General features: G+C 73.3%; 25 protein-coding genes. 9 read left to right on the top strand and 16 right to left on the bottom strand.

Annotated elements, in window-relative coordinates; genetic code table 11:
• Positions 1–26: 26 nt before the first annotated feature.
• Both IC607_RS06455 and IC607_RS06450 read left to right on the top strand, forming a co-directional pair.
• Entirely contained in the window at positions 27–677 is a 651-nt protein-coding gene (locus tag IC607_RS06455; protein ID WP_191787035.1) for a TrkA family potassium uptake protein, read from the top strand.
• A complete protein-coding gene (locus IC607_RS06450; RefSeq protein ID WP_191786245.1) occupies positions 674–1366 on the top strand; it encodes an NAD-binding protein in 693 nt (230 codons plus the stop codon). The genes IC607_RS06455 and IC607_RS06450 overlap by 4 nt, the downstream gene beginning before the upstream one ends.
• On the opposite strand, the gene IC607_RS06445 is transcribed toward IC607_RS06450, so the two are convergent.
• From IC607_RS06445 to dut, 4 genes are all read right to left on the bottom strand, one after another.
• A complete protein-coding gene (locus tag IC607_RS06445; RefSeq protein ID WP_370526050.1) occupies positions 1323–2066 on the bottom strand; it encodes a DUF3159 domain-containing protein in 744 nt (247 codons plus the stop codon). The two genes, IC607_RS06450 and IC607_RS06445, sit on opposite strands and share 44 nt — an antisense overlap.
• Positions 2059–2427: an OB-fold nucleic acid binding domain-containing protein gene (locus IC607_RS06440; protein WP_191786243.1), complete on the bottom strand. Its 369-nt coding sequence runs from the start codon at positions 2425–2427 to the stop codon at positions 2059–2061. The genes IC607_RS06445 and IC607_RS06440 overlap by 8 nt, the downstream gene beginning before the upstream one ends.
• The gene (locus IC607_RS06435; RefSeq protein ID WP_191786241.1) at positions 2424–3161 is read right to left on the bottom strand and encodes a DUF3710 domain-containing protein; all 738 of its coding nucleotides are present in this window, start codon (positions 3159–3161) and stop codon (positions 2424–2426) included. Before IC607_RS06435 ends, IC607_RS06440 begins: the two co-directional genes overlap by 4 nt.
• A 68-nt stretch (positions 3162–3229) precedes the next feature.
• A complete protein-coding gene (dut, locus tag IC607_RS06430) occupies positions 3230–3700 on the bottom strand; it encodes a dUTP diphosphatase (protein WP_370526049.1) in 471 nt (156 codons plus the stop codon).
• Positions 3701–3795: 95 nt separating this feature from the next.
• Between dut and IC607_RS06425 the strand changes: the two genes are divergently transcribed.
• On the top strand, positions 3796–4248 hold the full coding sequence (locus tag IC607_RS06425; RefSeq protein WP_191786239.1) for a DUF3093 domain-containing protein: 453 nt from the start codon (positions 3796–3798) through the stop codon (positions 4246–4248).
• A gap of 100 nt (positions 4249–4348) precedes the next feature.
• On the opposite strand, the gene IC607_RS06420 is transcribed toward IC607_RS06425, so the two are convergent.
• Complete coding sequence (locus IC607_RS06420) at positions 4349–4648, bottom strand: DUF4193 domain-containing protein (RefSeq protein WP_191786237.1); 300 nt, start codon at positions 4646–4648, stop codon at positions 4349–4351.
• A gap of 151 nt (positions 4649–4799) precedes the next feature.
• Entirely contained in the window at positions 4800–5633 is an 834-nt protein-coding gene (locus IC607_RS06415; RefSeq protein WP_191786235.1) for an inositol monophosphatase family protein, read from the bottom strand.
• Between the two features lie 114 nt (positions 5634–5747).
• On the opposite strand from IC607_RS06415, the gene sepH reads away from it, so the two are divergent.
• Positions 5748–6908 (top strand): septation protein SepH, encoded by a 1161-nt coding sequence (sepH, locus tag IC607_RS06410; RefSeq protein ID WP_191786234.1) that lies wholly within the window; start codon positions 5748–5750, stop codon positions 6906–6908.
• Positions 6909–6914: 6 nt separating this feature from the next.
• Here sepH and IC607_RS06405 read toward each other — a convergent pair whose 3' ends face one another.
• The 4 genes from IC607_RS06405 to IC607_RS06390 are packed head-to-tail and all read right to left on the bottom strand — an operon-like array spanning position 6915 to position 12148.
• Positions 6915–7568: a thymidine kinase gene (locus IC607_RS06405; protein ID WP_191786232.1), complete on the bottom strand. Its 654-nt coding sequence runs from the start codon at positions 7566–7568 to the stop codon at positions 6915–6917.
• A gap of 43 nt (positions 7569–7611) precedes the next feature.
• On the bottom strand, positions 7612–8778 hold the full coding sequence (locus tag IC607_RS06400; protein WP_191786230.1) for an alkaline phosphatase family protein: 1167 nt from the start codon (positions 8776–8778) through the stop codon (positions 7612–7614).
• Positions 8775–9350: a DUF5998 family protein gene (locus IC607_RS06395; RefSeq protein WP_191786228.1), complete on the bottom strand. Its 576-nt coding sequence runs from the start codon at positions 9348–9350 to the stop codon at positions 8775–8777. The genes IC607_RS06400 and IC607_RS06395 overlap by 4 nt, the downstream gene beginning before the upstream one ends.
• Before the next feature lie 59 nt (positions 9351–9409).
• Entirely contained in the window at positions 9410–12148 is a 2739-nt protein-coding gene (locus IC607_RS06390) for a GNAT family N-acetyltransferase (protein WP_191786227.1), read from the bottom strand.
• 116 nt (positions 12149–12264) lie between these two features.
• On the opposite strand from IC607_RS06390, the gene IC607_RS06385 reads away from it, so the two are divergent.
• Positions 12265–14751, top strand: a complete 2487-nt coding sequence (locus tag IC607_RS06385; RefSeq protein WP_191786226.1) for a DNA topoisomerase (ATP-hydrolyzing) subunit A — start codon at positions 12265–12267, stop codon at positions 14749–14751.
• 6 nt (positions 14752–14757) lie between these two features.
• On the opposite strand, the gene IC607_RS06380 is transcribed toward IC607_RS06385, so the two are convergent.
• Together IC607_RS06380 and IC607_RS06375 are read right to left on the bottom strand one after the other, a co-directional pair.
• On the bottom strand, positions 14758–15783 hold the full coding sequence (locus IC607_RS06380) for a GNAT family N-acetyltransferase (protein ID WP_191786225.1): 1026 nt from the start codon (positions 15781–15783) through the stop codon (positions 14758–14760).
• 44 nt (positions 15784–15827) lie between these two features.
• On the bottom strand, positions 15828–17957 hold the full coding sequence (locus IC607_RS06375) for a DNA topoisomerase IV subunit B (protein ID WP_191786223.1): 2130 nt from the start codon (positions 17955–17957) through the stop codon (positions 15828–15830).
• Positions 17958–18140: 183 nt separating this feature from the next.
• On the opposite strand from IC607_RS06375, the gene IC607_RS06370 reads away from it, so the two are divergent.
• Entirely contained in the window at positions 18141–18353 is a 213-nt protein-coding gene (locus IC607_RS06370; protein ID WP_191786221.1) for a hypothetical protein, read from the top strand.
• Positions 18354–18512: 159 nt separating this feature from the next.
• Here IC607_RS06370 and IC607_RS06365 read toward each other — a convergent pair whose 3' ends face one another.
• The 3 genes from IC607_RS06365 to IC607_RS06355 form a co-directional block, all read right to left on the bottom strand.
• Entirely contained in the window at positions 18513–20090 is a 1578-nt protein-coding gene (locus IC607_RS06365) for an RNA polymerase sigma factor (protein ID WP_370526047.1), read from the bottom strand.
• 161 nt (positions 20091–20251) lie between these two features.
• Complete coding sequence (locus tag IC607_RS06360; protein WP_191786217.1) at positions 20252–20650, bottom strand: universal stress protein; 399 nt, start codon at positions 20648–20650, stop codon at positions 20252–20254.
• Between the two features lie 176 nt (positions 20651–20826).
• Positions 20827–21987, bottom strand: coding sequence for a DUF4192 domain-containing protein (locus IC607_RS06355; RefSeq protein WP_191786215.1), 1161 nt, complete (start codon positions 21985–21987; stop codon positions 20827–20829).
• A 116-nt stretch (positions 21988–22103) separates the two neighbouring features.
• On the opposite strand from IC607_RS06355, the gene IC607_RS06350 reads away from it, so the two are divergent.
• Positions 22104–22628: a hypothetical protein gene (locus tag IC607_RS06350; protein ID WP_191786213.1), complete on the top strand. Its 525-nt coding sequence runs from the start codon at positions 22104–22106 to the stop codon at positions 22626–22628.
• Positions 22629–22638: 10 nt separating this feature from the next.
• A complete protein-coding gene (locus tag IC607_RS06345) occupies positions 22639–23760 on the top strand; it encodes a polyprenyl synthetase family protein (protein ID WP_191786211.1) in 1122 nt (373 codons plus the stop codon).
• 39 nt (positions 23761–23799) lie between these two features.
• On the opposite strand, the gene IC607_RS06340 is transcribed toward IC607_RS06345, so the two are convergent.
• Positions 23800–24210, bottom strand: coding sequence for an Rv2175c family DNA-binding protein (locus IC607_RS06340; RefSeq protein WP_191786209.1), 411 nt, complete (start codon positions 24208–24210; stop codon positions 23800–23802).
• Between the two features lie 176 nt (positions 24211–24386).
• On the opposite strand from IC607_RS06340, the gene IC607_RS06335 reads away from it, so the two are divergent.
• Positions 24387–25556 carry a LysM peptidoglycan-binding domain-containing protein gene (locus IC607_RS06335; protein WP_191786207.1) on the top strand — a complete coding sequence of 390 codons (1170 nt, stop codon included), beginning with the start codon at positions 24387–24389 and terminating at the stop codon, positions 25554–25556.
• The last annotated feature ends 54 nt before the right edge of the window (positions 25557–25610 follow it).

Genomic DNA, 25610 nt, shown 5'->3' with positions numbered 1-25610 from the left:
CGTGACCGGCTGTGCACTTCGTCATCATGGGCTGCGGCCGCGTCGGGGCTTCCCTCGCGCAGAACCTCGAGGAGCACGGCCACTCGGTGGCCGTGATCGACCAGAACCCGGACGCCTTCCGGCGCCTCCCGCCCGACTTCGGCGGGAACAAGGTCACGGGTCTGGGGTTCGACCGGGACACGCTGAGCAAAGCGGGCATCGACGACGCGTTCGGGTTCGCGGCGGTCGCCGACGGCGACAACTCCAACATCCTGGCCGCTCGGGTGGCGCGCGAGACGTACGGCATCGAGAACGTCGTGGCACGCATCTACGACCCGCACCGCGCCGAGATCTACCAGCGCCTGGGCATCCCCACGGTGGCGACCGTGCGCTGGACCGCGCTGCAGGTCCTGCGACGCCTGCTGCCACTCGGTTCGACCAGCGAGTTCGTCGACTCGTCGGGCCAGGTCAAGCTGGTCCAGATCGACGTCCACGAGGGGTGGATCGGCCGCCCCCTGCGCGCGCTGGAGGACGCCAGCAGCGCCCGCGTCGCCTACCTGACGCGGTTCGGTGACGGCATCCTGCCCGGTGCCGAGTCGGTGCTGCAGGAGAACGACACCGTCCACGTGCTGGTCCTGGTGGACCAGCTCGCCCACGTCGAACGCGTGCTCGCGCGCGCACCGGAGGTGTCCGAGTGAGGGTCGTCATCGCAGGAGCAGGCTCCGTCGGCCGCTCCATCGCCCGCGAGCTGCTCGCGCACGACCACGAGGTCACGATCATCGACCGCCAGCCCACGGCGATGCGCATCGCACAGGTGGCCGACGCGGACTGGCTGCTGGCGGACGCGTGCGAGCTGCCGATCCTGCGCGAGGCTCGTGCCGACGAGTGCGACGTCATGGTCGCGGCGACGGGCGACGACAAGGCGAACCTGGTCATCTCGCTGCTCGCCAAGACGGAGTTCGGCGTGCCCCGCACGGTCGCCCGCGTCAACAACCCCAAGAACGAGTGGATGTTCGACGAGGCGTGGGGCGTGGACGTCGCGGTCTCGACCCCGCGCATCATGACGGCGATGGTCGAGGAGGCCGTCTCCGTGGGCGACCTCGTCCGGATCTTCACGTTCCACCAGTCGCGGGCCGGGATCCTCGAGCTCACGCTCCCCGACGGGTCCCCGCTGGCCGGCGTGCGCGTGGGTCAGATCGCGTGGCCCGACGACACGGTGCTCGCCTGCATCGTCCGCGACGCGCGCCCGATCGCACCGAGCGCCGACGACACCCTCGAGGGGCGTGACGAGCTGCTGTTCGTGATGGGGCGCGACGCCGACGAGGCCGCCCTGGAGCAGGTGCTCAGGCGGGGGCTGGACGCGAGCCGCGAACCAGCATCCAGCTGATCCACAGCGCGAGCGCCGTCAGCGGCAGACCCATCGCGAGCTTGGCGGTCCCGAGCCACCCGATGTCGTCGGAGTAGTACAGCGGCACCTGCACGGCCAGCCGGACGGCGAACATCGCGACCCACGGCCACGTCGCGAGCGCGTACCTGCGTCGCAGCGCAGGGTCGCCACGCCACGCCACAGCGGCGGACCAGGACCCCCCGGACAGCGGCCCGCCCTTGGCGAACAGCCCCATCACCAGACCGACCAACGGCCAGCCGACCAGGACGCTCACGAGCGTGCCGACGAGGTAGACGCCGTTGACCCACAGCCCGTAGGCGAAGTAGTCCGACGCGTCGCCGGTGCGCCACGCCCAGACCACGCCGATGCCGACGCCGAGCAGCCCGGAGAACGCCTGCGTCACCGGAGTGCCCTGGACCAGGCGCGCCAGGACCGCAAGCACCGCCGCGCCCGCGGCGGCGATCAGGGCCGGCTTGAGCTCCTGCCCGGTCGCCAGGTACACGATCACGAACAGCAGGCCCGGGGCGACCGACTCGACGACCCCCCGCACACCGCCGACCGCGTCCCGCGCCGAGAACTCCTCGGCAGTCAGAGCCTTGAGCCCGCGCAGGCCACCCTCCTCGGGCTGCACCACGTCGTCGATCGCGTCGACCGGCCCCTCCGGCCGCTCGTCGGGGAGACGGCCCGTCACGTCACTCACCCGGCCGCGGCTTGAGCTCGTAGCCGGGGTTGAAGACCGTCCGACGGCCGTCGACCATGCACACGAGCCCCTCGGCCTTGAGCCTCCGACCGGGGACGATGCCTCCGATCTCACGCCGGCCCAGCCACACCAGCACCAGCGTGCCGCTGCCGTCGTACAGCTCGGCCTCGAGGGCTGGCACACCGTCGCGCGGACGGAACGTCACGGAGCGGACCACGCCGGAGACGCGCGCACGCGAACGGACGGGGAGCTGGTCGACCGGGGTACAGCCGACCGCGCGCACGGCCTCGGCGCGCTCCTCGGTGGCCTCGATCTCCGCGCGGGAGGCGGCCAGGGTGCGCAGGCGGTCGGTGAGGCTCATCGGATCTCCGTGATCTCCGGTCCGCGCTCGAGCGGGTTGAAGCCGGCGTCGTCGTTCGACGACTCCTGCTCCGGCTCGGCCGCGGTCGCCTCGGGCGCGGACACGCTTCCCGGCAGGGTCAGCGCCAGCAGGTCGCGCGGCGCGTGCGCCTCGGTCCCCCGCACCACGACGACGCCCGCGAACACCTGCTCCAGGACGGCCGCGGCACCGGGCTCGACGGCCGCCTTGCCCGTCACGACGGCCCGGACGAACCAGCGCGGTCCGTCGACGCCGAGGAACCGCGCCGGGCGGTGACCGGTGCGCCCTTCGGCCGTCCGGACGGGGAGCCGCGCGAGCAGCTCGCGCCCGAACGGCCCGGGCAGGTCGTCGGCCGAGCCGCCCTGCTGGACGACGGAGGCTGCGATCTCCTCGCGGATCTCGTCCCAGATGCCGTCGGTCCGCGGCGCCGCGTACGCCTGCAGCTGCATCGAGGAGCCGTCCACGCTCACGCTCGCCGCGGAGACGACGTCGGTGGCCTTGTCGATCTCCATCCGCAGCTCCATGCCGGCGACGCCGGGCACGCGCAGCGCACCCAGGTCGACGCGGGCGACCTCGTCGTCGACCTCGCTCACGTCCCACGGGCCACGCTCGCGTGCGGGCGCGTCGACGACGTCGTCGTCGGCGGGCGCGTCGACCTGCGTCTCGGTGGTGTCGTCGGGCGCGATGTCCTTCGCGCCACGCCGGAACAGGGCCACGTGTCACTCCTTCGTATCGACGCGCGCGTGCGCGTCCTCGGCATCGAGCGTAGTCGCCCGCGGGCGGGCTAGTGCGCCCCGGCCGCGTGCCAGCCGCCGGACGAGCCGAATCCACCCGACCCGCGGTGCGAGCCGGGAAGGGTCTCGACCTCGACGAACCGCACGCGCTCGACGCGCTGGATGACGAGCTGCGCGATCCGGTCGCCGCGGTGGAGCTCGAGGGTGTGCTCGACGTCGGTGTTCAGCAACGTCACCGCGATCTCGCCGCGATACCCCGCGTCCACCGTGCCCGGGGCGTTCACGATGGTCAGCCCGTGCTTGGCCGCGAGCCCCGATCGCGGGTGCACGAACGCCGCGAACCCGTCGGGCAGCGCGATCGCGACGCCCGTCGGAACGGTCACCCGGCCCTGCGGCGGGATGGTCACGTCCACGCGGGCCAGCAGGTCCGCGCCCGCGTCGCCCGGGTGGGCGTACGCGGGGGGCGCCAGGTCGGGGTCGAGCCGGAGCAGCAGCACCTCGGTGGTGCGGTCGTCGATCACGGGCCACGACCCTACAGCCCGGGCCACCGCCCCAGGGACGCCCCAAGGACGTCCCGGGTGCGGGCCCGACGGCGCGCGGATGAGACGCTGGTCCCATGACGGCCGCGCCACCCACCCTGTCCTACTCGGAACGACTGTGGTTCGGTCCCGTCGGCTGGATCAGCCTCGTCGGCTTCGCCCTGGTGCTCGGGATCGCGGCCCTGCCGATCGACGACGTCCTCGCCCTCGTGGTGGCGGTCGTGGCCCTCGTCGTCCTGGTGGTCCTGGCCGTCGTCATGACGACGCGCGTCGAGGTGCGCGACGGCACGCTGCACGCGGGAGCCGCGCGGATCCCGACCACCTTCCTGACGGACGCCCGCGTGCTCGACCGCGGGCAGCTGCGCACCGAGCTCGGAACCGGTCTGGACGCGCGCGCCTACCTGTGCACGCGCGGCTGGGTCCGAGGCGCCGTCCGTGTCACGGTCACCGACCCGGCCGACCCGACGCCGTACTGGATCGTCTCGAGCCGGCACCCCGACGCGCTGGCGAAGGCGCTCGGCCCGCGCTGACCTGCTCGCCACAGCCTGACCGGGCACGGCGCACAGACGACGACGGCCGACGTCCCGGGTGTCCGGGCCGTCGGCCGTGGTCGTACGTGGTGGGGCGAGCTCAGGCAGCGCACTCCGAGCAGACGGGCTGGCCGTCGCGCTCGTAGGCGAGCTGGCTGCGGTGGTGCACCAGGAAGCAGTGCGAGCACGTGAACTCGTCGGCCTGACGCGGGAGCACCCGCACCGAGAGCTCCTCACCCGAGAGGTCCGCGCCGGGAAGCTCGAATCCTTCGGCTGCTTCCGTCTCGTCCTCGTCCACCACGCCCGAGTTCTTGTCGGAGCGCCGGGCCTGGAGCTCCTGCAGCGAGTCCTCGCTGAGGTCCTCCTCGGTCTTGCGCGGGGCGTCGTAGTCCGTAGCCATGTGTGGCGTCACACTCCGTCTTCTGCGTGGTCTGTTCGGTACGCGTGTCCAATGCGTACGAGACGCATTTTGTTCCCACGTGCGGTGGGATTGTGCACCACATCGCGCAGATGTGCGAATGTGGACACGTGACCTGTTTGTGCGCGTTCTTTCACAAGTCCGTGGCGGCGTCGTTCGCCTCGAGGAAACGGCACAGCTCGCGCTGCAGCGACGGGTGCCCCGCTACCGTCATCTCCGCTCCCGGTGCCGCCCCGTTCAGGCCGCTGACCAGCGCGCCCGCCTCGGTCGCGACCAGCTGGCCGGCGGCCAGGTCCCACGGCGACAGGCCGCGCTCGTAGTACAGGTCGAGGCCACCCGCGGCGAGCGTGCACAGGTCCAGGGCGGCCGAACCGATGCGACGAATGTCACGTACTCGGGGCAACAGCTCCGCGACGATTCTTCCCTGCGCGCGCCGGCGCTCCGCCCGGTAGCCGAACCCCGTCCCCACCAACGAGTCGAGCATGGACGGCGCCGCCCGGACCCGGAGCTGCTGCCCGTCGAGCGTCGCCCCACGCCCGGCGCCCGCGCGGAACGTCCTGCCGTCCGCAGGCGCGTGCACGCACGCGGCCACGACCGTCCACCGAGCCGGGTCGGGCTCGCCGAGCACGGCCGCGACCGAGACCGAGTAGGACGGCAGGCCGTACAGGTAGTTCACGGTGCCGTCGATGGGGTCGACCACCCACGTCACGCCGCTCGTGCCACCCGTCGCGCCGCCCTCCTCCCCCAGGAACGCGTCGTCGGGGCGCAGCCGGGCCAGCCGTGTGCGCAGGTGCTGCTCGACCGCGAGGTCCATCGCCGTCACGACGTCCTGCGCGCTGGACTTGGTCGCGGCGACCTCGACCGTCGACGGTCGCCCCTCGCGCACCATCGCACCGCCCTCGAGCGCGACCGTGTGCGCCACCTCCATCAGGTCGTCGACGAGCTGCGGGTCCGGATCCGTTGCCATGCCCCCATCCTGACGTGCGCGAGGCGTGACGCATCCCCTCGCGGCACACCGGCAGGCTTGCAGCGCATCCGCACGCCGGGATGGCAGGCTCGTCCCGAGGTACTGGGAGGTCGGATGGAAGAGCTCGAGCTGGTCGGTCTGCACGAGGACGGGGAGCACCTGGTCCTGGCACGCGCCGACGGCGGACGGTTCCGCGTCCGCATCGACGAACCGTTGCGCGCCGCGGTGCGGCGTGATCGCCCGCAGCTGGAACAGCTCCGGGCCGAGAACGCCGGGACGCTGAGCCCGCGCGAGATCCAGGCGCGCATCCGTGCGGGTGCCACCGCTCAGGAGGTCGCGGACTCGTCCGGCCTGAGCGTCGAGCACGTGCGCCGGTACGAGGGGCCCGTCCTTGCCGAGCGCGAGTACGTGGCCGAGCAGGCCAGGGCCACCCGGATAGGCCGCGACTCCGGCGCGCCGACGCTCGGCGACCTCGTCACGGACCGCCTCGCGACACGCGGCGTGGACTCCGGCTCGCTGTCCTGGGACGCGGCCCGCCTGGCGGCAGGTCCGTGGACCGTGCTTGCGCGCTACTCGGTGGACGGCACAGCGCACGAGGCACGATGGGTCTTCGACGCCAACGCCCGCTCGCTCGCGGCCGACGAGGACGAGGCACGCTGGCTGTCCGAGACGGAGATCGCCGACGAGCCCGTCGCGCGCCGCCACCTGGCGGCCGTCCGCGACGTCGTCTTCGACTTCGACTCGACGGTCGCGGCCTCCACGCAGGCGGTCCCCGCGGTGGAGGAACCGGCGGCTGCCGACGAGAGCGACGCGACCGCCGACCTGCTCGACGACCTGCGCTCCAGGCGCGGCGTCCGACAGGCGATCGAGCTCGACGACGACGCGGACGAGTTCGAGGGCTTCGGACCCCAGCACGCCTTCGACTTCTCGCACCTGGACGAGTCGGTGCCCGGTGCGCACCCGGTGGACGCCGACGACGACGCCGAGGCCGTGGTGCTCCCGGCTCCCGCCCGCCCGGACGACGCGACCGCCGCTGCCGAGAGGTCAGCGCCCGAGACGCCCGCCGAACAGACCCGCAAGCCCGTCGCCATCCGGCCCACGCACATCAGCGCCCTGCCCGCCGCGGAGCCGGACCCCGGGCCCCAGCCGACGCCCGGCGAGGCCGAGGCGACGCCGGCGGCCGTGGGTGACGAGACCGAACGGCCCCGGTCGCGGCGGGCCCGCGCCAAGGTCCCGAGCTGGGACGAGATCGTGTTCGGCGCCCGCCCGGAGTGAGGACGGCTACCCGAGCAGCTCGTCGCCCAGCAGACGAGCGCTCGGGGCGGACGCGCGCGCCGTCGCGGCCGTCATGCGCCGCATGTGGTGGCGCCGGCACAGGACCTCGTACGCCACCTCTCCCGCGGCGGCCCCCACGTCCCCGACGACGACCTGGGCACCCTCCACGACCATGACGCCGTCGACCGTGCGGGCGTTGTGGGTCGCCCTCGCACCGCACCAGCACAGCGCGCGGACCTGCAAGATCTCGACGCGGTCGGCCAGCTCGACCAGGCGGGAGGCACCCGGGAAGAGCCGCGCCCGGAAGTCGGTCGAGATGCCGAACGCGAACACGTCGACCGCCAGCTCGTCGACCACACGCGCGAGCTGCTCCACCTGCGCGGCCGTGTAGAACTGCGCCTCGTCGCCGATCACGTAGTCGACCGGGCTGCCCTGCGTGCGACGCCCGATGATCTCGAGCCAGAAGTCCGTCGCATCGTCGACCTCCGCCGCGGTGTGCACCAGGCCCAGGCGGGAGGAGATCGTGGCGCTCCCCGCCCGGTCCTGGCGCGTGTACAGGACGCCGTCACGCCCGCGCGCCGCGTGGTTGTGGTGCATCTGCAGCGCGAGCGTGGACTTGCCGCAGTCCATGGTCCCGGAGAAGAAGACGAGCTCGGCCACGGTCAGGCTCCCTTGCTCGAGCGGGTCGTCGCCCGACGACCCGTCAGGCGACGACGAGGCACGGAATCAGCATCTCGGACGGGGTCAGCGAACCGTGCACGCCCACGAGCTCGAGCGACGCGGGCGTCTGCGTGCGCGAGTCCACGACGGTCGCACGTCCGCGCATCGCGACGACGACGTCGCCGATGACGGGGCGGACCCGCTCGGCGACGGTGCCGAGCAGCCCCGCGGCGATCGCGTCGTCCCGGGTCAGGACCAGTGCGTTGTGCTCCAGCACCTGCGCCCAACGGTCCCGGACGGCCACCGGGTCGGCCTGGTCGTCGAGGTGCAGGTGGAGCGCGCGGGGCTCGCCGGCCACGAGCGCGACGTCACGGCCGAGCGTCGCGTCGTGCGCGACGTCCCAGCGGGCGGCGAGGTCGACGTCGACCATGCCGTGGTCGGCCGTGATCACGACGACCGTCCCGCGCGGCAGCGACCGCGCGAGCCGCCCCAGCTCGAAGTCGAGCTCCGCGAGCGCGTCCCCCCACTGCCAGGACCCCCACCCGTGGTGGTGGCCGGCCTTGTCGACGTCACCCCAGTACAGGTACGCGAGCCCGGGTTGTCGAAGCGTCGCGACGGCCGCGTCGACACGCGCGGGCAGCGACTCGGCCGCGACGTACGCGGCTCCACGCAACGCCGCCTGCGTGAGGCCCGACCCGGCGAACCGCGCGGGGCCGACGCTCGTGACGGCGCTGCCCGCCGCGACCAGGCGCTGGAAGATCGTCGGCTCGGGCTGCCACTGCTCCGCGGGCGGCAGGCCGGTCCACGACACCAGGTTCCCGAGCGTGGCCGTGCCGGGGTCACGCACGGTGTAGCCCAGCATGCCCGTCGACCCGGGGGGCAGCCCGACCCCGAACGTGCCCATGGCCGTGGCGGTCGTCGACGGGAACGTGCTGGTCAGCGGCTCGGAACCGGCAAGGGCGCGACGCAGGAACGGCGCGTGGCCGGCCCGCTCGGAGAGGTTCGTCCAGCCGAGCCCGTCGACAAGCACCACGCACACGCGCGACGCCGCGGGGATCGCGGGTCCCGCCGTCTCGCCGTCCAGGGGTACCCCGAGCGCACCCGCGACCGCGGGGAGCACCGAGCCGACGCAGTGCCGATCGCGACCCGGCAGGACCAGCTCGCCGGACTGCGCGAGCGCGGCCGGCGTCGCGGCGCTCGTCGTCGTCATCGCGCCCGAGCGCTCGCCGCGGAGAGCACGCGCGCGAAGTCGGTGGCCGCACGCACGGAGTCGGGCCCCTCCGCCGCGGTGCTCACACGAACCACGACGTCGTCGGGCGCCAGGGTGCCGGTCAGGCCGTGGTCGGCCTCGCACGCGGGGTCGCCGCAGGTGGCCGGTTCCAGGTCCACGCGGGACACCGCCCCCCACCCGATCGCGAGCGTGAGCTCGAGCGCCGGGCGACCGGGCTTGTGCTTGGCCGGCTCCGCCACCACGTGCGTCAGCGCGACGGACCGGAGCTCGGACAGGGGCACCGACTCCGTGGTGGCGGACGCACTCGCGGAAGGGTGCTCGAGGTCCGCGGGGTGGTCGTCGACGTGGGCGCAGACCAGACGGGTGGGGGTCAGGACCAGGACGGTGACGTGGCGACGCACCTCGGCGGCGTCGAACGTCGTCTCGGGGTGGACCAGGTGGGCCACGACCTGCTCGTCGGCGAGGGCGACGTCCAGCACGTCGGCGACGAGCTCCGGGTAGTAACCCGCGCGGTGCAGGTCCTGGCGCAGGGATGGGGATGCGGCGGGCACACCCCCATCCTTCCACCTCCGTGCACGACCTCCGGCGCGACGTCCCCGGACGTGCCCGCTCACCCGCGCAGCAGCCGCCTCGTGGCGTCGGCACGGTCGGCGGGCGCGAGGCTCGCTCGCGCCCCGAGCACGACGACCCCCTGCTCGCTGACGACCACCGGGTTGAGCTCGAGGGAGCGCAGCTCGGGCAGGTCGTCGCACAGCAGGGCGACACGCGCGACGAGGGCCTCGAGGGCCTCGATGTCCAGGCGCGGCAGGCCGCGGTAGCCGAACAGTCGCGGGGCCGCCCGCGGCGCGCGGACCAGCTCGGCGACGTCGGTGTCGGTCAGGGGCGGCACGCCGTACGACACGTCGCCGAGCAGGTCGGAGGCGTCTCCCGAGAGCCCGAAGCTGACGATGGGCCCGAACAACGGGTCCTCGACGGAACGGATCACGCACGCCGACCCCCGCGCCGCCATCGCCTGCACCTCCAACGGCGCGCGGTCGCCGTCGGGGGCGTGGCCGGCAGCCAGGGCCAGCACCTGCGCGACGTCGGCACGCAGCGACGCCTCGTCGCTGAGGTCGAGCCGGACCCCGCCCAGGTCGGCGCGGTGGCGAAGCGCGGGGACGGTCGTCTTGACGGCGACCGGCCACCCGATGCGTCGCGCGACCTCGACGGCCTCGTCCGCGTCGTGCACCTCGTAGGAGGCGAGCACCGGGATCCCGACGGTGGCGAGGAGCTCCGCGACCTGCGCGGGGCTCAGGACCAGGCCGTCGCTGCCGTGCTCCGCGAGCCACCGCGCGACGATGCGGCGTGCCGCCTGGGTGTCGACGCCCTCGACCTGCAGCGGGCGCCCGTGGTCGGCGGCGCGGCGCGTGGCGTAGCGGGCGGCGCGGCCGAGGGCGAGTGCGGCGTCCTCGGGTGCGCTGTAGGCGGGGACCGTCCACGACCTGCCGTCGGCTCCGGCTGCGGTCAGGACGTCCGTGATGCCGTGCAGACCCAGGATGCACGCGGCGGTCGTCCGCCCGGTGCGCGCCGCGGCCCGCGCGACGACGCCGGCCAGGGCCGGATCGGGCTCACCGACGGTCGGCACGACGACGACCAGGACGACGTCGCAGTCCGGGTCGTCGTAGAGCGCGTCGATCCGGTCGCGCACCTCGTCGGCGTCGGCGTCCTCGGGCAGGACCGTGACGGCGCCCGGGACGGTCAGGCCCGCGCTGGCCGCCGCCTCGGCGACGAGCGCCGCCACCGAGGCGGAGCTCGCGACGATGGCGACGCGACGTCCCACCGGCAGCGGCTGGTGGGCGAAGACCTGGACGAGGTCGAGCAGCTGGTGCGTGTTGTCGACGCGGACCACGCCGGACTGGCGCAGCACCTCGTCGAGCGCGCGGGGCGGAGCGTGCGTGGGGCGGACGGCATGCCCGGGTGGGACCACCTGGCCGGAGCGACCGGTGGTCACGACGACGACGGGCTTGAGCTGGGAGAGCCGGCGCGCGATGCGGGAGAACTTGCGGGGGTTGCCGATCGACTCGAGGTAGAGCCCGACGACGTCGGTGCCGTCGTCGTCGGCCCAGAACTGCATGAGGTCGTTGCCGGACACGTCGGCGCGGTGCCCGGCCGAGACGAACTCGGCCAGGCCGAGGCCGCGCCGCGAGACGGCGGCGAGCAGCGAGACGGCCAGCGGCGCGGACTGGCAGAACAGGCCGACACGCCCGGGGGCCGGTGGCGCCGCGGCGAGGGAGGCGTTGAGCCAGCCGCCCGGACGGGCGACGAGCACGCCCAGGGACGCCGGCCCGACGATGCGCATGCCGGCGGCGTGCGCGAGGTGCAGCAGCTCGCGCTGCCGGGCCAGCCCGATGGGTCCCAGCTCGGCGAACCCGGCGGACATCAGGACCACCGTGCGCACACCGCGCCGCGCGAGCTCGCGCACCACCGCGGGTGCGCGCTCGGACGGCACCGCGACGACAGCGAGGTCGAGCGGCCCCGGGACGGCGGCGACCGACGCCACGCACGGCACGCCGACGACGTCGACGGCGTGCACCCGCACGGACTCGTCGCCGGCCACGAGGTGGGCGAAGGCGGCCGAGGCCATCCGGTCCAGGTGGGTTCCGGACTCCCCCGGACCGACGACCACCACCGAGCTCGCCTCGAGCAGGGCGCGCATCGAGCGCGCCTCGGCGCGGTGCTCACGGTCCGCCATCACGGCGAGCGACCGGTCCGTCGGGTCGATGTCGAACGCGACGGCGACGACGCCGTCCTCGGTCTGCTGACGGACCGCGTAGCCGGCGTCCTTGAAGACACCGATCATGCGGCCGTTCTGGGGCAGCACCTCGGCGACGAACCGGCGCACCCCCCGTTCGCGCGCCGCCGCGGCGAGGTGCTCGAGCAGCACGGACGCCAGGCCGCGCCCCTGGTGGGCGTCCGCGACGTTGAAGGCGACCTCGGCCTCGTCGTCGTCGATCCGGTCGTACCGCGCCACCCCGATGATGTGCTCGGCCTCGGTCTCGGCACCGCCCTCGTCGTCGCCCGCACGGCCCCCCTGCGACGTCGCGACCGCCACGAGCGCGACACGGTCGACGTGGTCGACCGTCACGAGCCGCTCCAGGTCCCGGGCGGGCAGCCGCTCGAGGTGGGCGAAGAAGCGCAGGTAGGTGGACCGTTCCGACTGTGCGACATGGAAGGCCTGCAGCGCGTCGGCGTCCTGTGGCCGGATCGGACGCAGCTGCGCGGTGCTGCCGTCCTGCAGCACGACGTCCGCCTCCCACGCCGCGGGATAGGCCGGGGCGTGCTGCGCTGCGTCGTCGCTGACGTCTGCCATGACCGCCAGGGTAGTGCGCGACCGCGGACCGACCCGCGTGCCGCGGCACCGTCGGCGTGCTCGTCGGGCGACAATGGTCGCCGCACCACCGCCTGTCCCCGAGGAGAGCACCCCGCATGGCGCGTCGCCCCGCGACCCCCGACCTGCCGCCCGACGACCTCGTCGAGCGGATCGTCGACATCGACGTCGCGACCGAGATGGAGGGCTCGTTCCTCGAGTACGCGTACTCGGTCATCTACTCGCGTGCGCTGCCGGACGCCCGCGACGGCCTCAAGCCGGTCCAGCGCCGCATCCTGTTCCAGATGTCGGAGATGGGCCTGCGCCCGGACCGTCCGTACGTGAAGTCGGCCCGTGTGGTCGGCGACGTCATGGGCAAGCTGCACCCGCACGGCGACAGCGCGATCTATGACGCGATGGTGCGCCTGGCGCAGCCGTTCTCGCTGCGCCTGCCGCTGATCGACGGGCACGGCAACTTCGGCTCGCTCGACGACGGCCCGGCCGCCCCCCGCTACACCGAGGCCCGCATGGCACCGGCGGCGATGGCGATGACCACGGGGCTCGACGAGGACGTCGTCGACTTCGTCCCGAACTACGACAACAAGCTCACGCAGCCCGAGGTCCTGCCGGCGGCGATCCCGAACCTGCTCGTCAACGGCGCGGCAGGCATCGCGGTCGGCATGGCCACCAACATGGCCCCGCACAACCTCGTCGAGGTGGTGGCCGCGGCACGGCACCTGGTGGCCAATCCGGACGCGACGCTCGACGAGCTCATGCGGTTCGTGCCCGGCCCCGACCTGCCCGGCGGCGGCAAGATCGTCGGCCTGGACGGGATCCGCGACGCCTACCGCACGGGCCGTGGCGCGTTCCGCACCCGCGCCACGGCGCGCGTCGAGAACGTGACGCCCAAGCGCAAGGGCATCGTCGTCACCGAGCTCCCCTACGGCGTGGGCCCGGAGAAGGTCATCGAGCGCATCAAGGAGGGCGTGCAGACCAAGAAGCTGTCCGGGATCTCGGCGGCCGTCGACCTGACCGACCGCCAGCACGGCCTGCGCCTGGTCATCGAGGTCAAGACGGGGTTCAACCCCGACGCGGTCCTCGAGCAGCTCTACCGGTTCACGCCGCTGGAGGACTCGTTCTCGATCAACAACGTGGCGCTCGTCGAGGGGCAGCCGCGCACGCTCGGGCTGCGCGAGCTCCTAGTCGTGTGGGTCGAGCACCGGCTCGTCGTGGTACGGCGGCGGTCCGAGCACCGGCTGAGCAAGCGCCTCGAGCGGCTGCACCTCGTCGAGGGTCTGCTCATCGCGATCCTGGACATCGACGAGGTCATCCAGGTGATCCGCACCTCCGACGACGCGGACTCGGCCCGGTCGCGTCTCCGCACGGTGTTCGACCTGTCGGAGGCGCAGGCCGAGTACATCCTCGAGCTGCGTCTGCGGCGCCTGACCAAGTTCTCCCGCCTCGACCTGGAGCGCGAGCAGGCCGAGCTGACCGAGCAGATCGCGGAGCTACGCGAGATCCTCGCAGACGACGCCCGGCTGCGTGCGCTCGTGTCCGACGAGATGGCGGACGTCGCCGCCACGTACGGCACACCGCGACGCACGATCCTGCTCGACTCCGCGGGCGGTTCGTCGGTGACCGGTGCCCCCGCGGCGGGCCGGTCCACGCGCGCCGCCGCCACGCCGCTCGAGATCGCGGACACCCCCACCTGGGTGCTGCTGTCCGGCACCGGTCTGCTCGCGCGGACCGCTTCCGACGAGCCGGTGCTGCGCGACGAGGAGTCGCGACGCGCCAAGCACGACGTGCTGGTCAGCACCGTCCTGACGACCGCACGGGCCGAGCTCGGTGCCGTGACGTCGGCCGGCCGCATGGTCCGCTTCTCGGTCCTCGACCTGCCGTCGCTCCCGCCGACGGACGGGACGCCCTCGCTCTCGGGCGGCGTGCCGGTGTCCGAGGTCGTCACGCTCGAGAAGGGTGAGCGCGTCGTCGCGGTGGCGTCGCTGGCCGTCGAAGCGCCCACGCTCGCAATGGCCACGGCGCAGGGGGTCGTCAAGCGCGTCGCGTCGGGCGACGTGCCGAACAACCGCGACACGTGGGAGGTCGTCGCGCTCAAGCCGGGCGACGAGGTGGTGGGCGCGGCCGCGGCGTCAGAGGACGACGAGCTGACGCTGGTCAGCTCGGACACGTCGCTGCTGCACTTCCCCGCCTCCCAGGTCCGCCCGCAGGGCCGCGCGGCCGGCGGCATGGCGGGCATCAAGCTCGCCGCCGGTCAGCGCGTCGTCACGTTCGGCGTCGTTCCTGCCGACCGTGCCGCCGACGCGGTGGTCGTCACCGTCGCCGGGTCGTCGTCCGCTCTGCCCGGGACGCAGGCAGGCAGCGCCAAGGTCTCACCGTTCGAGGTCTACCCCGGCAAGGGCCGTGCCACGGGCGGGGTCCGCGCGCACCGGCTGCTCAAGGGCGAGGACGCGCTGATCCTGGCGTGGGTGGGCGTCGGCCCTGCGTGGGCGACCGGCTCGGGCGGGCAGGCGATCGAGCTGCCCGCGCTCGACCAGCGTCGGGACATGTCGGGTCAGCCGCTGCCGGCCCCGGTGCACGCGATCGGCTGACCCGGGTCACAGCTCGATGCTGCGCAGCGTGACCCGGTGGAACACCCCGAACCCGAGTCCCGCGTAGAGACGGTGGGCGCCGGAGGGGTTGTCGGTGTCGACGCCGAGCTCGGCGTGCTCGACGCCGTCACGGCGGTACGCCTGCATGGCGGCGACGAGCAGCGCGCTCGCGACGCCGCGCCCGCGCCACGCCCGTCGCACGCCGAGCCGTTCGACATAGCCCGAGGAGTGCCCGGTGACAGCCCAGTCCTGCTCGTAGCGTCCGGACATCAGATACCCGACGATCTCCCCGGACGCCGCGTCGACGGCCACGAAGCTCCATCCGGCGGCGAACTGCGACCGTCCCTCGAACCACTGGTTCCGCGTGCGAGGCTCGCTGCCCCAGTGGTCGGCGAACGCCTCGTTGTGTGCGACACGCGCCGCCTCCTCGATGTCGTCGGACCATGCCCGCACCTCGACGCCGTCGACCGTCACGACGGCCAGCGGGTCACGCACGGGCCGACGCAGCTCCGCGTAGTACCGGACAGGTCTCATCCCGCCCGCCTCGAGGAGCGCGGCCGTCCGCGCGTCGGTGTCGTCGGTGAACGCCCCGATCCGCGCTGGCGCGTCCTTGGCCGCGGCCGCGATGCGCTGCCGGGCGCGGTCCTGCGACCAGACGAGCACCTGGCGGCCGATCCCCCGGCCCGTCCACGCCGGGTGCACGCCGCCGGACAGGAACGCCCGCACGACACGTTCGTCGCCCTCGGGCTGGTCCACCAGTGCCCACGCGCGCAGCGTGCCGTGGGCGTCCCACCCACCCAGCGTGTCCGCCTCAGCATCGAGGTCGCTCGCGCCGAGACGCTCGGCGAGCTCTTGCTCCGACGTCCGGTAGGGCGCACCGGCGTCCTGCTCGATGGCCGCGACCAGCCGTGCGAGCGCGGGCACGTCCCCGTCCGTGAGCGGCCGCCAGATCAGGCCCGACCCGGCATCCGGGCGGCGCGCGACCGCGGGTACCGCGAAGCGCCGCACGAGGGACTGCGACTCGTCGTCCATGCAGCCCAGCCTGCCGACCCGCTGCCCGGGCCGGCAACCCGAGGTCAGGCGTCGATGCGGCTGCGGTCCAGCCCGTCGGCGCCGGCGACGATGAAGTCCTTGCGCGGCGCCACGTCGGAGCCCATGAGCAGCTCGAAGATCTCGTCGGCCCGCTGGGCCCCCTCGACCGTGACCCGCCGCAACGTGCGGTGACGCGGGTCCATGGTCGTCTCGGCGAGCTGGTCGGCGTCCATCTCCCCCAGGCCCTTGTAGCGCTGGATGTCCTCCTTGTAGCGCTTGCCGGCCCGGTCGAGCTTCTTCAGGGTCGCCGTGAGCTCCGCCTCCGAGTACGTGTAGATGTACTCGTTCTTCCTGCTGCCGGCACCGATCACCTCGATGCGGTGCAGCGGCGGCACGGCCGCGTACACGCGACCCGCCTCGACCAGCGGGCGCATGTACCGGAAGAGGAGCGTCAGCAGCAGCGTGCGGATGTGCGCGCCGTCGACGTCGGCGTCCGTCATCAGGACGATCTTGCCGTACCGCGCGGCCTCCAGATCGAACGACCGACCCGATCCTGCACCCACCACCTGGATGATCGCCGCGCACTCCGCGTTCTTGAGCATGTCGGAGATCGACGCCTTCTGGACGTTGAGGATCTTGCCGCGGATGGGCAGCAGCGCCTGGTAGTCCGAGCTGCGTGCCAGCTTGGCGGTGCCCAGGGCGCTGTCGCCCTCGACGATGAACAGCTCGCTGCGGTCCACGTCGTCGATCCGGCAGTCGGCCAGCTTGGCCGGCAGCGTCGACGTCTCGAGCGCGTTCTTGCGCCGCGAGATCTCCTTCTGCTTGCGGGCGGACAGCCGAGCCCGCATCTCGCCGACGATCTTGTCCAGCAGCAGCGACGACTGCGCCTTGTGGTCGCGCTTGGGCGAGGCGAAGATCTCCGCGATCTGCGCGTCGACGACCTTCGTCACGATGGCCCGCACGGGCCCCGTGCCGAGGACCTCCTTGGTCTGGCCCTCGAACTGCGGCTCCGCCAGGCGCACGGTCACGACAGCCGTCAGGCCGGCCATGACGTCGTCCTTCTCGATCCGTTCGGTGGCCGCGTCCTTGGCCGCGATCTTCAGCCGACGGGCGTTGAGCTCGACCTGCTTGCGCAGCACGCGCAGCAGCCCCGCCTCGAAGCCCGCCAGGTGCGTACCGCCCTTGGGGGTCGCGATGATGTTGACGAACGAGCGCACCTCGGTGTCGTAGCCGACGCCCCAGCGCAGCGCCACCTCCACGTCGCAGGACCGCTGCACCTCCTGCGGGGTCATGTGCCCCCGCTCGTCGAGCACCGGCACGGTCTCGGTGAACGTGCCCTGTCCCGTCAGCTTCCAGGTGTCGGTGACGGCCGCGTCGGGCGCCAGGTGGTCGACGAAGTCGACGACCCCTCCCGAATGGAAGAACGTCTCCTCGTGCGGGCCGTCCTGGCCCGGCGTGCCGGCGATGCCGCGCTCGTCACGCACGACGATCGTCAGGCCCGGCACCAGGAAGCTCGTCTGCCGGGCGCGCGTCACGAGCTCGTCGTAGGAGAACACCGCCGTCTTGGGGAAGATGTGCCGGTCCGCCCAGTAGCGCACGCGCGTCCCGGTGCGCGCCCGTGCCGTCTTGCCGACGATCGCCAGCTCGGAGCCGGAGACGAAGGGCTCGAACGGCGCCTCGGGCGACCGCTCCCCCGAGTCGTCGAACACTCCCGGCTCGCCGCGGTGGAACGTCATACGGTGCGTCTTGCCGCCGCGGTCGACCTCGACGTCGAGGCGCGACGACAACGCGTTCACGACCGAGGCGCCGACGCCGTGCAGGCCGCCCGACGCGCCGTAGGAACCACCGCCGAACTTGCCGCCCGCGTGGAGCTTGGTGAACACGACTTCCACACCGGTGAGTCCTGTCTTGGGCTCGATGTCGACGGGGATGCCGCGGCCGTTGTCCCGCACCTCGACCGACGAGTCCGCGTGCAGGATGACCTCGATCCGGTCGCCGAACCCGCCCAGCGCCTCGTCGACGGAGTTGTCGATGATCTCCCACAGGCAGTGCATCAGGCCGCGGCTGTCGGTGGTCCCGATGTACATGCCGGGGCGCTTGCGCACCGCCTCGAGGCCCTCGAGCACCGACAGGTGCCGGGCGGTGTATCCGGACTGCGAGGAGGTGGTCGTCACGGGGAGATCGTAGTCGCGACCACCGTCAGAACCCGGAGCGGCGCGGCACGCCGCGGCTCACGTGCCGCAGGATCGCCGTCACGTCACGATCAGGTGACGGTTGTGTACGCGGTCAGCGAACCACCCCCTGTCGGTGAGATGGAATCCGCGACGAGATGGTTCTATGTCTATGTGACTGGGACCATGACTGAACCGCTGACCGCAGCCGACCGCTGCGACCGCTGCAACGCGCAGGCGTACGTCCGCGTCGTCCTGCCCGTGGGCGAGCTGCTGTTCTGCGCGCACCACGCGCGCGAGCACGCCCCCAAGTTCGCCGAGCTCGCCACGCACGTCCAGGACGAGACCGACCGCCTGCTCGCCGAGCACGGCGCCGGCGCGGGCGCCGCGAGCGTCTGACAGCTGGTCGCACCGACGACCAGGAAGGCCCGGACCCATGAGGTCCGGGCCTTTCTCGTCCCCGAGCGCATCCGTCTCGGAGGCCCGAAGCCCTGGGAACGCCAACGCGGGGCCCGCCTCGTGGCAGGCCCCGCGTCGTTGGTTCGTGACGACCGCGCGTCAGTCCAGGTAGTCGCGCAGCACCTGCGAGCGCGACGGGTGACGCAGCTTGCTCATCGTCTTGGACTCGATCTGACGGATCCGCTCACGCGTCACGCCGTAGACCTTGCCGATCTCGTCCAGCGTCTTGGGCTGGCCGTCGGTGAGGCCGAAGCGCATCGACACCACGCCGGCCTCGCGCTCGGAGAGCGTGTCGAGCACCTGGTGCAGCTGCTCCTGCAGGAGCGTGAAGCTGACCGCGTCGGCGGGAACGACGGCCTCGGAGTCCTCGATGAGGTCGCCGAACTCGCTGTCGCCGTCCTCGCCCAGGGGCGTGTGCAGCGAGATGGGCTCGCGGCCGTACTTCTGGACCTCGACAACCTTCTCGGGCGTCATGTCGAGCTCCTTGGCGAGCTCCTCGGGCGTGGGCTCGCGGCCCAGGTCCTGGAGCATCTGCCGCTGGACGCGGGCCAGCTTGTTGATGACCTCGACCATGTGCACCGGGATACGGATGGTGCGGGCCTGGTCGGCCATGGCGCGCGTGATGGCCTGCCGGATCCACCACGTGGCGTACGTCGAGAACTTGTAGCCCTTGGTGTAGTCGAACTTCTCGACAGCACGGATCAGACCGAGGTTGCCCTCCTGGATCAGGTCCAGGAAGAGCATGCCGCGGCCCGTGTAGCGCTTGGCGAGGGAGACGACGAGGCGCAGGTTGGCCTCGAGCAGGTGGTTCTTGGCGCGGCGGCCGTCCTGCGCGATCCACTCGAGCTCGCGGCGGGCCTTGGGCTCGAGCGTGAGCCCGGCCCCCAGACGCTCCTCAGCGAACAGGCCGGCCTCGATGCGCTTGGCGAGCTCGACCTCCTGCTCGGCGTTCAGCAGCGCGACCTTGCCGATCTGCTTGAGGTAGTCCTTGACGGGGTCCGCGGTGGCGCCCGCCGTCACGACCTGCTGCGCGGGGGCGTCGTCGTCGTCGGCGTCGGAGTAGGTGAACCCCGAGTCCTCCGTCTCCTCGGCGGCGGCGGCAGGCTTCTTGGCGTCGTCGCTCTCGTCCGAGTCCGCGTCGCTCGTGGCCTCGGCGTCGTCCGCCTCGACCTCGACGTCGTCGACCTCGATCTCCTCGAGGTTCGTGGGCTCGTCGTCGTCCGACGTCTCCGCCTCGGCTGCCCCCTTGGCCTTCGCCGCGGCCTTCGTGGCCGTGGCGGACTTGGCCTTGGGCGCCGCCTTCTTCGCGGCGGGCGCGGCGCCGTCAGCCGTCTCGGCGGCCGTCACCGTCGCCTTGGGCGCGGCGGCACGACGACGCGCGGGCTTGGCGGCCTGCTCGTCGCCGCTCACCGCGGCCTGGGCCGCGGGGCGTCCAGTGGTACGCGTGGCTGCCACGGCACGGGCGGGGGTCGGCTCGCTCACGGCGATACCGGCCGTCGCGAGGCCACGCACCACGGCCCGGAGCCGCTTGGCGTCCTGGACGTCGGCGACCTCGCACGCCGCGCGCACCTCGGCGGCGGCGATGGTGCCATGGGTCCTGCCACGCACGACGAGGTCCTGGAGAGCGGGGTGCTCGAACTCACGCGGAAGTGCGGGATGCGGGGTCTGGGACGACACGAACGACCTTTCGGCAGCGCAGCCCCCCGGGAAGGAGCGGCGTGGTGTGACGATATTGTACCGAGCCATTTCCCCTCCCGGCGCCCCGACGGGCATGACGAAGCGACCGGAAACAGGGGGCTCGATGGGTGGAACGCGTGAGCGCGGCCGAAGATTCCCGCTCAGCCCGTCGGACCGGGCTTCACCGTCAGGACAGGGCACGGTGCGTCGAAGAGCACACGCTGGGCGTTCGCGCCGAGGATGAGCTTGCCGACCGGGCTGCGCCGACGAAGCCCGATCACGACGAGCTCGGCGTCGATCTCCTCCGCCGTCCCGATGAGGTCGTCGGCGACGTCCCCGCCGTCCAGGAGGCGGATCTCGTGCGGTGTGTGGTCCCGGTCCAGGTCGGCCGCCACGCTCGCGAGCTCGGCCTCGACCGTCGCGCGCTGCTCGGCCGGCTCGTCCGGTCGCGTGCTGACCACCACGACGACCGTCGTCGAGCGCTTGTGGGCCTCGTCGACGGCCGCGGCGAGCGCCGCGCGACCTTCCGGAGTCGCCAGATATCCGACCACGATCCCCATGACGCGCTCCCGTCCCACCGCCACCGCCCGACCTCCTGGCCGAGCTCACGCTCGAGCGCACCCGCCGAGCGGGTGCACGACCGTGCTGGCGCGACGCTACCGGAGTCGGCCGGTCCCGACGAGCGCGCGCGGACCCACGTCACCGCCCGGACGCCGTCGCGAACCGGTGCACCACCTCACGCCGCGTCGCGCCGTACCCACCCTGGGCTGACGGCCGAGCGCAGCAGGTCCTCGACCATCCTCGCCAACCGGTAGGTGGCGTCGTGCTCGAGCGCCGTGGCCAGCAGGATCTGCGCACGCGCGCCCTCGCCCTGCCACCACGCGAGCACGGCGAGAAGCGTCAGCGCGGGCGCCTGACGGCGAGGGCGCCCGTGCGCGACGACGAGCTCGAGCGCCTCCTGGTGGACCCGCGCCTGGTCCGGCGGCGGGCGGACCCCGTGAGCGGGGTCCATCACGAGCCGGAGCGCCTCCCGGACCGCCACGTCGTCCGCCGTCTCGGGCGCCCTGCCGAGCACGTACCGCTCGGCCAGCTCACCCGTGCCCGGGATGAGGGCGACGAGGACCGCGTCGCGCACGCGCCGGTCCACGAGACCCGCCTCGAGCCTGCCCCACGGGGCAGGGTGCTCGGGTCCCGTGCCCTCGACGCACCGCACGGCCGAGCGCCACGCGGCGACGGAGTCGGCCCGCCACGCCGCGCGCGCCTCCTCACGCTGCTCGCCGGCCCGCTCGTCCGCCTCGACACCACGCGTGACCCACCGGGCCCGCACACGCGCCGCGGACCGCCGCGCCTGCTGACCGACCGCCGGGAACCGCACCAGCTCCTCGCGCGAGCCGGCCACCACCGACCCCGAGAGCACCATGTGCGCACCCACCTGCGTCGCGTCGAGCTCGCTCAGCGGACGTCCGCCGGCAGGGCAGCAGACGGGGTCGGTGCAGTCGAGCGTGAGGAAGCCCGAGTCGGTCACGACGTGCACGGGGACCCAGCCGAACGGCCCTTCGGCGGCCTCCCGGACGTGGGCGGCGGCCCGGTGCGCGGCCGACCGACCGGGCTCGGCGTGCAGACGAGGGTCGTCCGGGCCCACGTACAGGACGCACGCGACGTGCCGCGCACCGTCCGCGTCCAGCGCCGACAGGGCCGACCGCGCGACCTGACGCCCGGTGCCGCCGTCGGCCAGGTGGACCAGGTCGACCCGCATCACCAGGCCCACCCGGCCACGCGGTGGGCGCAGGCTCACCAGCACCGCGCTGTCGCGCGGCCGGAATCCCAGCCGGTGCGGGATGAGGGCCAGCAGCTCGCGGGGCTCGCTGGTACGCACTGTCTCGAGGTCGGTGTCCATGGCACCAGCCCACTGCACGAGACGGCGGTGTGACGGGCGAGCGGCCCGATCTGTGGGCCGGCGGTCCGGGCGACGGTGGCTGTGGTCACGTCGACGGGCACGGCTACCCTGACCCGGTGCTGAGCGTCCGCCTCCTCGTCGTCCCCGCCTGCTGCGCCGTCGCCGCCGCGATGCTCGCGGCGTGCAGCCCGAGCGAGCCCGCGACCCTCGAGCCGTCGGCCTCCGCGTCGCTGCTCGTCGACCCCGCTCCGAGCCCCACGGACTCACTGCTGGCCGCGCCGACCGCGACCGCGGCCACGGTGGGCGGCCTGGCGCCGGGCTTCCCGTCCGCGCTGCTGCCCGTGCCCGACGACGCGACCGTCCTGCTCTCGTCGGCCGAGCCCGTCCCCGACTCCGACCTGGTCACGATCAGCCTCAACCTGCGCAGCGACGCCTCCGCCAAGGCGCTGCTCGCGGCTGTCGGCAAGCCGCTCGAGAAGGCCGGCTTCACGCGCAGCGACCCCGACGAGAAGGAGCCGGAGCTCGCCGTGCAGGCCTCCTTCACCCGTCACGACGGCAAGGAGCACGTGCTGCTCGGGATCCTCGACTCCGGCGGCGCACGGACGCTGACGCTCAGCGGCCAGGTCGAGGACGTCGCCTAGGCTGCGGACGGTGACCCCGACCCCGCGCGCCCTGACGGACGTCGACGACGTCCGCGGCCGGATCGACACCCTCCTCGACGAGTACGCCACGCGCCTGCGTAGCACGGTGGTCGCGATCGGCACCGACGCCGCGCCACTCGCGGACGCCGTCGCGCAGATGCTCTCCGGCGGCAAGCGCCTGCGGGCGGCGTTCTGCTACTGGTCCTGGCGCGCGCACGGCGGGCAGGTCGGCACCGCCGACGAGGCGTCGGTGCTGCGCGTCGGTGCCGCGCTCGAGCTCTTCCAGGCCGCGGCGCTCTTCCACGACGACGTGATGGACGACTCCGACACGCGTCGCGGCTTCCCCGCCGCCCACCGCGCGTTCGCCGAGCGCCACGCGCAGGAGTCGTGGGGCGGCGACGGTGACCGGTTCGGTCAGGCAGCCGCCATCCTGCTCGGCGACCTGGCCCTCGTGGCGAGCGAGGAGGAGTTCTCGGCAGCCGTGGCGGGCGTCGTGACTCCCAGCGCCGCGCGGGCCCGGGCGGTCTTCGACCACATGCGGACCGAGGTGACGGTCGGCCAGTACCTCGACGTCGTCGCCCAGGCGCTGCCGTGGTCGACGCACCCGGGCGCCGACGAGGCCCGGGCCCGCGAGGTCATCCGCGCCAAGTCGGCGCGCTACAGCGTCGAGCACCCGATCGTGCTCGGTGCGGCCCTCGCGGGGGCGGGCGACGACGACCTGGACGCGTGCCGCGCGATCGGGCTGCCGCTGGGTGAGGCGTTCCAGCTCAGGGACGACCTGCTCGGTGTCTTCGGCGACCCCGCCGCGACCGGCAAGCCCGCCGGGGACGACCTGCGCGAGGGCAAGCGAACGGTCCTCGTCGCGCGCGCGGTGGACCGGGCACGCGGCACGCGCGACACCCGCACGCTCGAGCTCGTGGACCGCACCCTCGGCGACCGGGACGCGGACGCGGAGGCCGTCGCCGCGCTCGCGGACGCCGTCGCGAGCACGGGGTCGGTCGAGTCGGTCGAGGAGCTCATCGCCGATCTCTCGTCGACCGCCTTCGCCGCGATCGACGCCCGCGGGTGGCCGGAACCGGCGCGCGGGATGCTCGTCGCGCTCGCGCGTGCCGCCGTCGAGCGCACCGCCTGACGGCGGCGCCGAACAGCCCGGCGGGCCGAAGACCCGCTGCTACAGCTCGGCCTGCGCCCGGCGGCGCACCTCGGTCTTGCGACCGTCGCGCAGCGCGTCGAGCGGGGAGCCGCCCAGCGAGTCGTCGGGCGTGAACAACCAGGCGATGGCCTCGGCGTCGCCGAAACCGGCGTCGCGCAGCACCGTGAGCGTGCCTTGCAGCGCAGCCAGGATGGTCCACTGCGGCAGGCCGGCGGCACGCGACGGTGCCGCCGGGTTCGCGAGGTGGCCGGGCACCAGGAACGCGGCCGGGACGCTCAGCACCTTCGGCTCGCCGCGACGGACGCCGACCAGCCGGCCCTCCTGAAGGCTGCGACGCACTTTTCCCGCGTCGATCTCCAGCTTCTCGGCGACGTCGGGAACGGTCAGCCAGTCGTCGACGAGGGCATCCAGGGCAGCAGTGTCGGTCACGCGACAAGCCTACGCATGCCAGCGCGACGGGCGTGATCATGCCGCGGGCGACCCGCGCGAATTCCGGTGCAATTCGGTCCTGGGCTTTTCACAGGTGTGTCACTGGGATACGTTCACGTTCTGTCACATCAGTAACACCAGTCACATTCTGTCACTCGTGCACCAGGGGTCACACCATGACGCAGCCCATCGCCAGCCGCTCGGATGCGCGTCGCCTCGCGACGACCAGCACCGGCGCCATCGCGCTCGCCGCCATCGCCGTGTCCGCCACCGGGTCCGGCGCGCAGGCCGACGAGCGCTACACCGTGCGCCCGGGTGACACCGTGAGCCACATCGCCGCGCGCACCGGTACGTCGATCACCTCCATCGCGCGGGCCAACTCGCTGGCCGACGCCTCGCGCATCCAGGTGGGACAGGTCCTGACGATCCCTGCCAAGCACGCGGCCACGACGACGGCCACCAAGCACACCGCCAAGGTGACCCACACCGTGCGCGCGGGCGAGACCGTGAGCGCGATCGCCTCCAGGTACTCGACGACCGTCGCGAAGGTGGTCAAGCTCAACCACCTCGACGCGCGTGCGCTCATCCGGATCGGTCAGGTCCTCACGATCTCCGAGGCGACGACGACCTCGACCTCGTCGGCGGCGAAGCCGGCGAGCACGTCCGGCGCGTCGAGCCGCTACACCGTCAAGGCCGGCGACACCGTCGGCGCGATCGCGAGCCGCCACGGCCTGACCGTCGCGGCCATCGTCAAGGCCAACCACCTCGACGCCCGCGCCCTGATCCGCATCGGCGACGTGCTGACGCTGCCCGGGGCCGCGTCCTCGTCGAGCAGCTCGAAGGCGTCCTCCTCGAAGCAGGCGGTCCCCAGCACGTTCGAGGGCCGGACCTACTCCGCGGCCGTCGTCGGCGCCGCCAACGCCAACAAGAACACGCTGGTGAGCACCGGTGTCCCGTCGCCCGCCACGATGCAGGCCAAGGTCCGCGCCACCGCGCGGGCGATGGGCGTCGACCCCGCTCTGGCCCAGGCCGTCGCGTTCCAGGAGTCCGGGTTCAACCACACCTCGGTCTCCCCCGCCAACGCCATCGGCGTCATGCAGGTGATCCCGTCCGCCGGCGAGTGGGCATCCCAGCTCGTCGGGCGGCACCTCAACCTGCTGGACCCGGACGACAACGTCACGGCCGGCGTCGCGATCCTGCGCTCGCTGGTCCGCACGTCGCCCGACCTCCCCCGCGCGATCGCCGGCTACTACCAGGGCGCGACATCCGTGAGGAAGTACGGGATGTTCTCCGACACGCGCCGGTACGTCGCCAACGTGCAGACGCTCATGGCGCGATTCCGCTGACTCGCCCGACCAGCGGACTGACACCCGCCCGCCTCCCCCGGTCTGCGCCCGGGC

The organism is Cellulomonas sp. JH27-2 (assembly GCF_014837175.1).
Taxonomy (GTDB): Bacteria; Actinomycetota; Actinomycetes; order Actinomycetales; family Cellulomonadaceae; genus Cellulomonas.
Note: the sequence above shows the minus strand (reverse complement) of the source record. Positions and strands in the feature narration are given on the sequence as shown.